Origin of the sequence: Enterobacter sp. FB (genome assembly GCF_000805795.1) — a bacterium.
GTDB classification, from domain to species: Bacteria; Pseudomonadota; Gammaproteobacteria; order Enterobacterales; family Enterobacteriaceae; genus Enterobacter; species Enterobacter roggenkampii.
Map to the genome: position 1 here is coordinate 1,805,376 of NZ_JSZC01000013.1, position 13,300 is coordinate 1,818,675.

General features: G+C 61.4%; 7 protein-coding genes and 1 pseudogene. 2 read left to right on the plus strand and 6 right to left on the minus strand.

Translation table 11 applies throughout. The features are described 5' to 3' along the window. Positions 1–41: 41 nt before the first annotated feature. The 6 genes and pseudogenes from PI91_RS15590 to nasR all read right to left on the minus strand — a co-directional run bounded on the left by PI91_RS15590 (position 42) and on the right by nasR (position 10,902). Positions 42–2,566: pseudogene (locus PI91_RS15590) on the minus strand (molybdopterin-dependent oxidoreductase). Then, complete coding sequence (gene nirB / locus PI91_RS15595; protein ID WP_084635628.1) at positions 2,563–6,549, minus strand: nitrite reductase large subunit NirB; 3,987 nt, start codon at positions 6,547–6,549, stop codon at positions 2,563–2,565. Before nirB ends, PI91_RS15590 begins: the two are co-directional and overlap by 4 nt. 13 nt (positions 6,550–6,562) lie before the next feature. Further along, positions 6,563–7,351, minus strand: a complete 789-nt coding sequence (locus PI91_RS15600; RefSeq protein ID WP_021240347.1) for an ABC transporter ATP-binding protein — start codon at positions 7,349–7,351, stop codon at positions 6,563–6,565. Positions 7,352–7,360: 9 nt separating this feature from the next. Then, the gene (ntrB, locus tag PI91_RS15605) at positions 7,361–8,239 is read right to left on the minus strand and encodes a nitrate ABC transporter permease (RefSeq protein ID WP_008499525.1); all 879 of its coding nucleotides are present in this window, start codon (positions 8,237–8,239) and stop codon (positions 7,361–7,363) included. A gap of 2 nt (positions 8,240–8,241) precedes the next feature. After that, positions 8,242–9,489 carry a CmpA/NrtA family ABC transporter substrate-binding protein gene (locus tag PI91_RS15610; protein ID WP_039266555.1) on the minus strand — a complete coding sequence of 416 codons (1,248 nt, stop codon included), beginning with the start codon at positions 9,487–9,489 and terminating at the stop codon, positions 8,242–8,244. Between the two features lie 228 nt (positions 9,490–9,717). Beyond that, positions 9,718–10,902 carry a nitrate regulatory protein NasR gene (gene nasR, locus PI91_RS15615; protein WP_039266556.1) on the minus strand — a complete coding sequence of 395 codons (1,185 nt, stop codon included), beginning with the start codon at positions 10,900–10,902 and terminating at the stop codon, positions 9,718–9,720. Between the two features lie 72 nt (positions 10,903–10,974). Here nasR and PI91_RS15620 point away from each other — a divergent pair, with 72 nt between their 5' ends. After that, complete coding sequence (locus PI91_RS15620; protein WP_039266557.1) at positions 10,975–11,328, plus strand: DsrE/DsrF/TusD sulfur relay family protein; 354 nt, start codon at positions 10,975–10,977, stop codon at positions 11,326–11,328. A 106-nt stretch (positions 11,329–11,434) separates the two neighbouring features. After that, on the plus strand, positions 11,435–13,219 hold the full coding sequence (locus tag PI91_RS15625) for a methyl-accepting chemotaxis protein (RefSeq protein WP_039266558.1): 1,785 nt from the start codon (positions 11,435–11,437) through the stop codon (positions 13,217–13,219). Positions 13,220–13,300: the final 81 nt, after the last annotated feature.

Consider the following 13,300-nt stretch of genomic DNA (forward strand, 5'->3'; position numbering starts at 1 on the left):
CGTCAATAAGAACCTGTGTTTATGAATAAACTCTTATTATGTTAACGCGATAAGCCCTGAAATGCAGTTCTGGCGGACATTTCAGGATTATCCTGAAACAGCCCTTTCAGCTCCGGCACGCAGGAACCACAGTTCGTACCACAGCGCAGCTTCGCCCCCAGCGCGGTGACGGAATCACACCCTCCGGCAATCGCCTCCCTTATCGCCTCTTCCCCGACGCTGAAACAGCTGCAGATAATGCGTCCCGGATCCATCGCCTTCCCGACGCTCTGCCCGTTCAACAGGGCGTGGCGTTCTGCGGGCAGCACGGGGGGTGAATGAAAAGCGGCTTCAATCACCGTATGCGCCAGCGCCGGTAACGCGGTACCTTCCCAGAAACCCAGCATAAGCTGGCCTTCATGCCAGGCCAGCACGCTGCTGCGTTCACCGGTCTGCGCAACCTGCAGCTGCCAGCCCCGGCCGCTGGCGTATTCCATTACCCACGACAGCAGCGGTTTATCGCACGCCACCGTCAGGCGTGAAGCTTTACGCCACCAGTAAACCGAAGAGGGCATTTCCAGCCCTTCGCGGGCATAGAGTTCTCCCAGCCAGACGGGCTGCCAGGGCTGGATTCTGACGGCGGTTTGTTTACTCTCCGGCTGGCCCGAAACCGGATCGCAGCGCCCTTCCACCAGCGCATTCACCTTCCCCTGGCGGGCAAACTCAGCGTTCCAGTGCATCGGGCAAAAGCGTTCCCTTCACGCTGGGCGTCGCTGATGCGCACTCTTGCTACCATGACGCCGCGCGGCGAACTGATGCGCGCCAGCTGGCCGTCGCACAGGGAAAACCGAATGGCGTCTGCGGGGCAAACCTCAACAAAGGGTTCGGCGATATGCTGCATCAGTCTGGCCACATATCCTGTTCGCGTCATGGTATGCCACTGATCGCGAATGCGCCCCGAGTTGAGAATCAGCGGGTACAACGCGCTGACCGTTGCACCGTGCGACTGTGGGTCAACGGGAACAATGTTTCGGCACGGGAAATCCCCCCCAGGCCACTGCCAGGGCTCAAGCCGCTCCCACTCCTCACGGGTTAACGTAGCCAGGCCGTGAAGGTTTAACGCCCGCGCGCCGTCATTTTCAAAGGCCGTCAGCGCCGCATGCTCGCAAAAAATCTCGTGGGGATGCAGCCAGGCAAAGGCGTCACCGTGCCCCAGCCGTTTCGCCACCTGCGCGACGATCCACCAGTCCGGCTTTGCCTCACCGGGCGCGGGCAGGAACGCGCGCTGGCGCGAAATGCGTCGCTCGGAATTGGTTACCGTGCCGTCCTTCTCTCCCCATGCCAGCGCCGGAAAGCGAATATGGGCAAACCGGCTGGTGTCGGTATCATTCATCACCTCAGAGACAATGACCAGCGGGCAGCGCCCCAGCGCCTGACACACCGCGTGGCTGTCCGGCAGCGACACGGCGGGGTTAGTGCCCATGATCCACACTGCCTTCACCTCGCCGCGGGCAATGGCGTCAAACAGCTCCACCGCCATCAAGCCCGGCGTCTGCGCCAGCCGTTCCGTTCCCCAGAAACGCGCCACCCGCGAGAGATCGTCCGGCTCAAAGTTCATGTGCGCCGCCAGCTGGTTTGCCAGCCCGCCCACCTCTCTTCCGCCCATCGCGTTTGGCTGTCCGGTCAGCGAAAACGGGCCGCAGCCCGGACGGTTAAATTTTCCGCTGGCAAGGTGCACGTTAATGATGGCGCTGCATTTGTCGCTGCCGCTGGAGGACTGGTTGATTCCCATGGTGTAGAGCGTGATGGCCCGGGGCGCCGTCACAAACCAGTCGTAAAACGTACCAATATCCTGCGGCGAGAGGCCGCAAAACGCCGCCACGCGGGATATCGGCCACGCGTCCGTTCCCTGAATGACATTAAGCAGACCGACGAACAGCCCGGCGTCGCTGCCGGGAGTGAGCGCCAGATGCAGGTCAGCAATATCACAGGATGCGGTTCTGCGCGGATCGATGACCACCACTTTCATCTCCGGATTGTTGTGCTTTGCCTGTACCAGGCGCTGATAGAGCACCGGATGCGTCCAGGCCGCGTTTGAGCCCACCAGCACCACCAGATCGCTGTTTTCCACATCCTCGTAGCTGCACGGCACGACGTCTTCACCAAAGGCGCGCTTGTAGCCAACGACCGCCGATGACATGCAGAGCCGGGAGTTGGTATCAATGTTCGCCGCGCCGATAAACCCTTTCATCAGCTTATTGGCGGCGTAATAATCCTCGGTAAGCAATTGCCCGGACGCGTAAAACGCCACCGCCTGCGGCCCCCATTTGTCGATAATGTCCTGGAGGCGCTCGCCTGCGGCTCCCAGCGCCTGCGCCCAGGCCACCTCAGCACCGTCAACAACGGGGCGCAGCAATCGCCCCTGTAACCCCATTGTTTCCCCCAGGGCCGATCCTTTCACGCACAAGCGGCCAAAGTTCGCAGGGTGGGTTTCATCCCCCCGAACGCTGACCGTTTCACCGTCCACGCGGGCGACCACGCCGCAGCCGACCCCGCAGTAGGGACACGTTGTCCGGGTTTCCGTCATGAGGCCTCCGCACGCATTACCAGGGCATCATTACCGACCCACACCTTGCCGTTCTCAATTTTGACCGGCCAGGCGCGCACCGCGGGTTCGCCGTTCTCCACCTGACAGCCGTCGCGCAGGCGGATACGCTGCTTGTAGAGCGGGGAAATTACCACCGGCTCCCCCGCCGCATCGCCAAGAATGCCGCGGGAAAGCACGTTCGCGCTGCTGCCAGGCTCCCGATCGTCGAGGGCGTAAACGGTTTTGCCAAAGCGGAACAGCGCGATCGGCTTACGCCCAAGCCGCGCGCCGATTCCCGCCTGCTCGGGGATATCGTCGATGCCGCAGATTTCCTGCCAGCGCTTGCTTTCATCAGACGGCGCGACGTTCACCGCCGTGCGGAACAGCGCCAGACGGTTCGGATCGTTAAGCGTGGTTTGCCATTCGCACTGGTAGGTTTCCACCACCTGGGCCATCTCCTGCTCCAGCTCGTGGGCGATGCCCAGGCTGTCGTTGAGGATGACCTCCCGCAGGTAGTCGAGACCGCCTTCCAGGTTGTCCATCCAGGTGCTGGTGCGCTGCAGGCGATCCGCCGTGCGGATGTAGAACATCAGGAAACGGTCTACGGTGCGGATCAGCGTGTCATCATCAAGATCGCTGGCGAAGAGATCCGCATGTCGCGGCTTCATGCCGCCGTTGCCGCACAGGTAGAGGTTCCACCCCTTATCGGTGGCAATCACCCCCACGTCTTTACTCTGCGCCTCGGCGCATTCGCGGGTACACCCTGAGACCGCCATTTTGATTTTGTGCGGTGCGCGCAGGCCTTTGTAGCGGTGCTCGAGCCTGACCGCGAGGCCGGTGGAGTCCTGCACGCCGTAGCGACACCAGGTCGACCCGACGCAGGATTTCACCGTGCGCAGGGATTTGCCGTAGGCGTGCCCGGTTTCAAATCCGGCTTCCACCAGCGCCTGCCAGATCTCCGGCAGTTGTTCGAGCGTGGCGCCAAACAGGTCGATACGCTGGCCGCCGGTGATTTTGCTGTAAAGGCTGTAGCGTTTCGCAATCTGGCCGATGGCGATCAGCCCGTCTGCGGTCACTTCCCCCGCAGGCATGCGCGGCACGATGGAGTAAGTACCGTCCTTCTGGATATTGGCGAAGTAGCGGTCGTTGGTGTCCTGCAGCGGCAGGTGTGCCGGTTTCAGCAGATACTCGTTCCAGCAGGAGGCGAGCACTGACCCCACCAGTGGCTTACAAATTTCGCACCCGTGTCCCTGACCGTAGCGACTAATGAGCTGGTCAAAGGTGCGGATATGGTTGACGCGCACGAGGTGGTAAATCTCCTGACGCGAGTACGGGAAGTGTTCGCAGATGTCCTTTTTCACCTCCACGCCCTGCGCCGCCAGCTGGAACTCCATCACCTGCTTCACCAGTGCGCTACATCCTCCGCAGCCGGTCGCCGCTTTGGTGCACTGCTTAATCGCGCCGATATCCGTTGCGCCCGCACTTACCGCCTGACAGATATCGCCTTTGCTGACGTTATGACACGAACAGATTTGTGCGCTTTCCGGCAGCGCTGCCACGCCGAGCGCTTTTGGCGCACTGCCTGACGACGCGGGTAATATCAGCGTTTCCGGCTCTTTTGGCAGGGCTATCCCGTTGAGCATCATCTGTACCAGCGTGGCGTATTCGCTGGCATCACCCACCAGCACGCCGCCGAGCAGCGTTTTGCCGTCGTGGCTGACCACGATTTTCTTGTAGATTTGCTGCGGGCCGTGCGTCCACTGGTAGCTCAGCGCCCCTGGCGTGCGGCCGTGAGCATCGCCGAACGAGGCCACGTCCACGCCCAGCAGCTTGAGTTTGGTGCTCATATCCGCGCCGGCGAAGGTTTTCTCCTCTCCCGCCAGCGCGGCGGCGGCCACCCTCGCCATCTGGTAGCCGGGCGCAACCAGCCCGAAGATTTTCCCTTCCCACAGGGCGCATTCACCAATGGCCAGCACGTCCGGATCGGAGGTCTGACAGCGGTCGTCAATGCCGATCCCGCCGCGTTCGCCGATAGCCAGCCCGCTGCTGCGCGCCAGCGCGTCCTGGGGACGAATGCCGGCAGAAAAGACCACCATGTCTGTTTCAAGCTGTTCGCCATCGGCAAAGCGCAGCACCAGCCCGCCGTCCGCGGCGGCGATCTCTGTCGTTGCTTTACTGGTATGCACACCGACGCCAAGCGCCTCGATTTTCTTGCGCAGCATCGCCGCGCCGTCGTTGTCGAGCTGGACCGCCATCAGATTGGGCGCAAACTCCACCACGTGAGTTTCCAGCCCGAGCTGCTTCAGGGCATTCGCCGCCTCCAGCCCCAGCAGCCCGCCGCCAATCACGACACCGCGGCGTGAGCCCGCCGCATGCGCCGCAATCTTGTCCAGATCGTCAAGCGTGCGATAAACAAAACAGCCCGGCAGATCGTTTCCCGGCACGGGCGGCACGAACGGGTATGAGCCGGTCGCCAGCACCAGCTTGTCCCAGTGGGTCTCATGCCCGCTGGCGGTACGCACCACGCGCGCGTCGCGATCGATAGCGACAATCTGCTGCGACAGGCGCAGCTCAATGCCGTTGTCGGCAAAGAAATCCCCCTCCACCAGCGAAAGCGACGCCGCGCTGCGGCCGCCAAAATATTCCGACAGATGCACGCGGTCATAGGCGGCATAGCGCTCCTCGCCAAAGACAACGATCTGATACTGCTGATGCAGATTGCGGTTAACGCAGTCTTCGAGAAAATGATGGCCGACCATACCGTGCCCAACCACCACCAGAGTAGGTTTTGTCATAGCGTTCTGTCCTGCAACCTGCGGTTGCGTAGTGAAACGATCGAACAGCCAGTCCGCGTGCGCGGGCGCAGCCGTTGCCAGTAAATCGGTAAATGTTGCCGCGCTGCGGCAGTCCCCCATCAGCAGCACGCCAGCCAGCGCCCCCTGATGGATCAGTAAGCGACGATAGTGACGGGTCAGCGGATCCCATGCGCTCCATACCACATCGCCCTCCTGCTCTGCCGCGCGACCGAGGCTGAACAGCTCCACGCCGGTCACCTTGAGGCGCATGCCGTTGTCGGTCAGGGCAAACGGCGCGGTAACATCTCCGGCCAGCCGGGCGGCGAGGATATCCGCCTGCGCCAGACAGGGGGCGACCAGGCCAAACGTCTTGCCGTCAATTTCACAGCATTCGCCAATGGCGTAGACGTCCGGCGCGGAGGTTTGCATCTGGTGATCCACCACGATGCCGCGCGCGCAGCGAATGCCGCTGGCCTGCGCCAGCACGACGTTGGGCTGCACGCCCGTCGCCAACACCACGCGCGCCGCAGCGACGCTGCGTCCGTTCAGCAGCGTCACGCTATTCCCGTCAATCGCCGCGATGCCAGAGGCGAGCTCACAGCGCACGCCCCGCGCCGCCAGCGCCTCTTCCAGCAGCACGCCCGCCTTCTCATCCAGCTGCTGCTCCATCAGCCACGGACCGCGATGAACAAGGGTGACGTTGTCCCCTGAGCGCGCCAGCGCTGCCGCCGTCTCAACCCCGAGCACGCCGCCGCCCAGCACTACCGCCGGACCGGCGATCGCCCGAATGGCCCGGATATCCTCAAGGGTACGGAACGTGAAGACATGCGGCGCATCGCAGCCGGGGATCGGCGGAACAAAGGGCGTTGATCCGGTGGCAAACACCAGCGCATCCCAGCCCAGCGGGCGGGCGGTGGTTTGCACTTCCCGCGTGTCCACATTCACGGCGAGCGCCTTTTCGCCCCGCAGCACCGTCACGCCCCGTTCCTGATACCAGTCGTCATTCTGAAGACAGATGCCCGCCGCCGTTTTTTCACCGCCCAGCACCGGCGAAAGTTGGATGCGGTTATAGGCATGCTCCGGCTCGTCACCGATGACGGTAATGGCGAAACGATCGGCAGCACGCCCGGTGAGCGAGGCAATCAGCCGCGTGGCCGCCATGCCATTCCCGATAATGACCAGTCGCATCAAAGCCCCCTCGCTACGCCGCTTTCGGCTGCTTTTCATAGAGGAAATGCAGGATCTGCTGGCGCATGTGGTGATAGCGGCTGTCGTCAGCCAGCTGCACCCGGTTACGCGGGCGCGGCAGGTCAACGTGCAGGATCTCCCCGACGGTCGCCGCCGGGCCGTTGGTCATCATCAGCACGCGATCGGAGAGCAGCACCGCCTCGTCCACGTCGTGGGTAATCAGCACGATGGTGGTGTTCAGCGCCTGCTGGATCTGCATCACCGAGTCCTGCAGATGGGCGCGCGTCAGCGCATCCAGCGCGCCGAAGGGTTCATCCATCAGCAGGACTTTCGGCTTCATCGCCAGCGCGCGGGCAATCCCGACGCGCTGCTTCATGCCGCCGGAGATCTCCCCCGGGCGCTTGTGCAGGGCGTGCCCCATCTGCACGCGGTCGAGGTTGTGCTCAATCCACTCCCGGCGCTCCGCCTTGCTCATGCTGTGGCGAAACACGTGATCTACCGCCAGGGCCACGTTGTCGAAGCAGGTGAGCCACGGCAGCAGCGAATGGTTCTGGAATACCACCGCGCGCTCCGGACCCGGCCCGGCAATTTCGCGGTTGTCGCAAATCAACCCGCCTTCCGTCGGCAGCGTGATCCCAGCGATAAGGTTAAGCAGCGTCGATTTACCGCAGCCGGAGTGCCCAATCAGGCTGACGGTTTCGCCCTCATGGATATCAAAGGAGACGTTCTGCAGCGCCAGAAATTCGCCGCTGGCGGTGGAAAAACGCTGGCTCACGGCCTGGACCTGGATTAATGGTTTCATGTTCGCTCCTTATTTTTCCTGCCAGCTAAAGCGACGGGCGATCAGCATCAGCCCCTGCTCCAGCAGCAGCCCGACCACGCCAATGATGACGATGGCGATGAGAATGTTTTCGACGTTGAGGTTGTTCCACTCGTTCCAGATCCAGAAACCGATCCCTAAACCGCCGGTCAGCATCTCGGCGGCGACAATCACCAGCCAGGCGATGCCGATGGAGAGGCGCACCCCGGTCAGCACCGCGGGCAACACCGCCGGGAAGAGAATGCGGCGCATGATGGTCCACTCGGAAAGCTGCAGCACCCGGGCCACGTTGAGGTAGTCCTGCGGAATACGCCGCACGCCTTCGGCGGTGTTGATCACCATCGGCCAGATGGAGCAGATAAAAATGGTCCAGCTCGACGCGGGCTCCGCTTTCTGGAACAGCAGCAGGCCGATGGGCAGCCAGGCCAGCGGGCTAACCGGGCGTAACAGCGCGATCAGCGGGCCGAACATGCGCGAAAAAAAGGTGAAGCGGCCAATCAGGAAACCGAGCGGGATCCCGGCGAACGCGGCCAGGCCAAAGCCCACCGCCACGCGCTGTAATGAGGCGAGCACGTTCCAGCCGATGCCCATGTCGTTTGGCCCGTCGCGATAAAACGGATCGGCAAACAGGGTAATAGCGGAATCGAGCGTGCTGAGCGGCGTCGGGAAACCTTTGCTGTTAATCGCCGCCAGCTGCCAGAGCACCACCAGCAGTCCCAGCCCCAGAAAAGCCGGAATGATGCGCTGAAGGATCGCGTTAATCCGACGCGCAAACGTCGGCGTACGGCGGCGAACCTGCACCGGAGGCAGGACAATCACCTCTCCACTCTCCGGCGTCTCGTGTGATTTTGTCTTTTGTAGATGCTGCATAATCAGGCCCCTTTACGGTGAATGGCGAAACGGCTGGCGTATCCTTCCGGGTCGGTACCGTTCCAGACGGTGCCGTCCATCAATGTGCTGCTGCGTAGTGGTGAAGTCGGTGTGGTAATGCCCCCCACCGCCGTGGCGGCATCCTGCCAGACCGCCGTCTGGTTAATGCGTTGTGCGATGCCCGCGTAGTCCGGGGCGGCTTTGAGCAAGCCCCAGCGGCGGAACTGGGTTAAGAACCACATGCCGTCGGAGTGATACGGATAGCTGACGGCCCCCTCGTTGAAGAAGCGGATCGGGTGCGCGTCCTGCCAGCGCTGGCCCAGGCCGTTGTCGTACTCGCCGAGCATGCGTCCGGTGAGATACTGCTCTTTGCAGTTGAGCCACGCCCGGCGGGAGAGGATCTGCGCGGTTTCGCGTTTGTTTTCCGGAGAGGCCTCAATCCAGCGCGCCGCCTCCAGCACGGCGCTCACCAGCGCCCGGGCGGTGTGCGGGTTTTTCTCCACCCAGTCGCGACGCGTCCCGAGGATTTTTTCCGGATGGTCGGCCCAGACAGACTGCGACGTGGCGGCGGTAAAACCGATGCGGTCGTTGATGGCACGCGCGTTCCACGGCTCGCCGACGCAAAAGCCGACCATGTTGCCAATGCGCATGTTCATCACCATCTGCGGCGGCGGCACCACCACCGTGCGCACGTCGTCAAAGGGGTGAATGCCCGCGCTGGCCAGCCAGTAGTAGAGCCACATGGCGTGCGTCCCGGTCGGGAAGGTGTGCGCGAAGGTATAGGTGCCAGGCGCCTGCTGCCCAATCCGCTTTTTCAGCCCGTCAAGGTCATGAACGCCCTTCTCTGCCAGATCGCTGGAGAGCGTAATCGCCTGGCCGTTCTGGTTGAGGGTCATCAGGTTAGCCATCTGCTGTGGCTTGCCGGCGATGCCCAGCTCCAGTCCGTACAGCAGGCCGTAGAGAATGTGCGCGGCATCGAGTTCGCCCGCCACCAGCTTGTCGCGCACCGCCGCCCAGCTCGCCTCTTTGGTGGGCACGATGGTAATACCGTATTTTTTATCAAACCCTTTCAGCGCCGCGATAACCACCGGGGCACAGTCGGTCAGCGGGATAAACCCGATGCGCACTGTTTCCTGCTCCGGTTTATCCGAGCCTGCCGCCCATGCGGCCTGCATGACACCCGGCAACAGTATTGCACCACTCGCCAGCATGCTGGCCTGCAAAAAACGCCGTCTCGACAAATCCGCCATGACCACTCCTGAAAAAAAACCAAAAAAAAGCGCCCACGGTGCCGAAGCACCAGTGGACGCCTTTATCCCGAAGACGGATGCACCGCCGTTGGCGCATCGTCAAAAATGGTTAATCTGATAATGCAAAGTGAATGCCAGGTTTTAACACACTGTTTCTTGCGGCGCTTACCGTTATTCCCTCGCCTTTACGCACCGCAAACAGGCATAAAATGCCCACTGACCGTGCAGCTACTCCTTTGGTGTTACCTGCCATACATTCTTAACCATGAGCAGCGCGCGGGCGATATCCACCATCCTTTGGTTCTTGTCCATCGCCATTTTGCGCAGCGCCGTCCAGGCCTGTTCCTCACTCATATTCTGGTGGGTCATCAGCACGCTCTTCGCTTTATCAATGATTTTGCGCTCTTCAAGCGTATCGCGCAGCGACGCAAGCTGACGTGAGAGCTGCTCTATCTCGCGCGCCTGCTGGCGAACCAGGGTAAGCAACGGTTTTTCCGGATAGCGGATCGGCGGGTCATCCTGTTCATCGCCGGGGAGCGCGTACTCATCGTCACGGTGAATGCATTCGTCCACCGCGACCATCAGATCGGCGATGATCGTCTCCTCCAGCGTGCGCAGATGCTCAAGGCGCGCGGTTTGCAGAGCAAACCAGGCCAGCGCGGTAAGGCCGTTATCGGCGGCGGGCTGGCGGGTACAGGCCACGCGCCGGAGCTGCTCCGTTTCACGATCGGGCTGACAGTGCATTGAAAAGGTGGTCTGAACGTCAGCGGCGCTGTGTGAGAGAAAGATCTCAAAGCAGGCCTGCTGCCCGTCAATGCGGTCAACCAGCCTCTGACGAGTCACATCATCGAAAAAACCCTGCGTGAAGCCAATCGCCCCCAGCGCACGCTCCTGTCCCGCCAGCTCTTTGCCCTGCATCAGGCTATAGAGCGCGACAAAACGTCCTGCGATTTGCGGATCGTCAATGCTGTCATTAAGCTGCGGCACGATACTGAGCAGATGGCGAAGCATGCGGGAGTAGTGTTCCATCGCCTGGGGTGCCGTTACCGTCTGCTGAATCACACCGTCACGCAGCGCGGGAAGCGTCTCCAGGCTCACGAGCGCGCCGCCGATGCGTTCACAGACGGCACTTCCCGGAATCGGCGACTGTGTTTCAAGAATGGCGTAAAGGGCTGAGAGGTTTTCATCCACCAGCGCCCGGCTGGCTTTGCATTCGGGAGCGTACAGCTTGCCCTGTGAGCAGAGCCAGACGTTGGACGCCCCGCGCTCGCACTGTAACATGTGCACCAGTTGGCTAATGCCGTGCACAAGCACGCCCAGCTGTGCCAGCTTGCTGAACTGCTCCTGGCGCATCATTTTTGCGCGCGTGAGCCATTCGGCAGCGCCTGGCGAAATGCCTGCCATTAATGTCATGCTTACTCTCCCGGACAGCGAAACTCCGGGGAATTAAGCAATATTCGTGCCTTTATAAGAACAGGAGTCAACATGCAGAAGATTGTGATCGTCGCCAACGGTGCGGCCTACGGCAGCGAATCCCTTTTCAACAGCCTGCGCCTGGCGATCGCGCTACGTGAAAAAGAGAGCGATCTGGCGTTACGCCTCTTTTTAATGTCGGACGCCGTCACCGCCGGGCTGAAGGGACAAAAGCCGGCCGAAGGCTATAACATTCAGCAGATGCTGGAGATCCTGACCGCACAAAACGTGCCGGTGAAGCTGTGCAAAACCTGCACCGACGGGCGCGGCATGACCGGACTGCCGCTGATTAATGGCGTAGAAATTGGTACGCTGGTTGAACTGGCCGAGTGGACGTTGTCCGCTGATAAAGTATTAACTTTTTAATAATAAACCCGTAAAAATATTATTTTCTTATGGACGCGGTTTCAGCATCAAGTTTACCTGCGGGGTTGCCGATAGGCATGGAAACAACACAGCAGGTATTTCACTTATGTTCAGATCGATTCGTGCACGCATCATCGCGGCGACGGCAGGCTGTCTGGTCGTCGCCCTTCTCCTCAACACCGTTATTAACTTCCAGGTCACACGCCAGGATAACCAGCAGTCCCAGCGCGATATTCTGACCAGCACCAGCGCCAGCCATAACATGGCGATTGCCGACTGGGTAAAAAGCAAGATGACGGTTATCGCCTCTGCCCAGACCGTTGCGCTGAGTGACGACCCGGTTCCGGTGTTTAAACAGCTTGCGCAGGCGGGTGGATTCACCAACGTTTATGTCGGCTACGCCAGCAAAACGGCGAAATTCTCTGAGCCCGCGGGCGTACCTGCGGATTATGACCCGACCATTCGCCCGTGGTATCAGCAGGTGGTCAGCGCGGACGGCCCGGTCGTCACCGCGCCTTACGTTGATGCAGGTACCGGTAAACTGGTGGTGACCTTCGCCGTGCCGGTGAAAGAGAATGGCGCCCTGAAAGCGGTGGTGGCGGGCGATGTGGCCATGGACAGCGTGGTGGCGAACGTGCGCGGGATCCATCCAACTCCGTCCAGCAGCGGCTTGCTTCTGAACAGTGACGGCAGCGTGATTGCGGCTAACGATCCGGCTCTGACGCTTAAACCGTTTGCTGAGACCATCAAAGGCATCGATTTTGCTGCGCTGAAAAGCGGTAACCTTGTCGACGGTACGCTGAACGACGTCGAAAAAACCTTCGTGGCGACAGCCGTGCCGGGCACAAACTGGCTGCTGGTCGTCGCCCTCGACAGCGGTGACGCCACCTCCGGCATGCGTTCCCTGCTTAAGGCCTCGGCGATTTCGCTGGTGATCCTGGCGCTGCTGAGCGCGGCCATTGTTCACCTCCTGATTGCCCGTCTGCTGAAGCGCCTGTCGGACATTCGCGACGCGATGCACAACATTGCCAACGGGACTAACGACCTGTCGCAGCGTCTGCCTGACAGCGGTGAGGACGAGGTGGCGCAGATTGCCCAGGCCTTTAACGCCTTCAGCGATAAGCTGTCGGTGGTGATGGTGCAGCTCCGTGATGCCAGCGAGTCGGTGAAAAACGCCGCTCAGGAGATTGCGGCGGGTAACCAGGATCTCTCCGGACGTACCGAGCAGGCAGCATCCAGCCTGCGCGAGACGGCCAGCGCCGTAGAGCAGATCACCGCCTCCGTGACGCAGTCGAACGAATCGGCGGCGGAAGCAAATGACCAGGCGAGCAAGGCCTCCGCGGCCGCTGCGCGCGGCGGCGAGGTGGTATCCCAGGCGATCAGCACCATGCAGTCCATCGAAGTCGCGTCGGCTAAAATTGGCGATATCACCAGCGTGATTGACGGCATCGCGTTCCAGACCAACATTCTGGCGCTGAACGCCTCCGTCGAGGCGGCCCGTGCCGGCGAGCAGGGGCGCGGGTTTGCCGTGGTGGCGGGCGAAGTGCGTAACCTGGCGAGCCGTAGCGCCCAGGCGGCGAAAGAGATCAAATCGCTGATTGATTCCACCACCGACAGCGTGGCCACCGGCTCCCGCTACGTGCATCTGGCCGGGGAAAGCATGGACGAGATCCGCTCCAGCATCGGCAGCGTCTCCGGCATCATGCGCGAAATCTCCATCGCCACCAGCGAGCAGATGAAAGGCATTCACGAGATTAACCACGCGGTGACCCATCTCGACCGCATGGTCCAGCAGAACGCCGAGCTGGTCGTGCAATCCGCCGCTGCCGCGGGCGCCCTGCAGAGCCAGGCGGGCGACCTTGCTGAAACCGCCGGCCATTTCCGCATTTAATTTTCCACTGGCGCGCGTTTAGCGGGTAAAACGCGCGTCAGCTGAAATTTTGAGGAATTTTGTCATTTTTGTTTAATCGTT

Bases quoted from the DNA above. Each gene is read 5' to 3' on its own strand.
- nasR (WP_039266556.1), bottom strand. From the start codon at position 10,902: ATGACATTAATGGCAGGCATTTCGCCAGGCGCTGCCGAATGGCTCACG.
- PI91_RS15610 (WP_039266555.1), bottom strand. From the start codon at position 9,489: ATGGCGGATTTGTCGAGACGGCGTTTTTTGCAGGCCAGCATGCTGGCG.
- PI91_RS15600 (WP_021240347.1), bottom strand. From the start codon at position 7,351: ATGAAACCATTAATCCAGGTCCAGGCCGTGAGCCAGCGTTTTTCCACC.
- PI91_RS15625 (WP_039266558.1), top strand. From the start codon at position 11,435: ATGTTCAGATCGATTCGTGCACGCATCATCGCGGCGACGGCAGGCTGT.
- ntrB (WP_008499525.1), bottom strand. From the start codon at position 8,239: ATGCAGCATCTACAAAAGACAAAATCACACGAGACGCCGGAGAGTGGA.
- nirB (WP_084635628.1), bottom strand. From the start codon at position 6,549: ATGCGACTGGTCATTATCGGGAATGGCATGGCGGCCACGCGGCTGATT.
- PI91_RS15620 (WP_039266557.1), top strand. From the start codon at position 10,975: ATGCAGAAGATTGTGATCGTCGCCAACGGTGCGGCCTACGGCAGCGAA.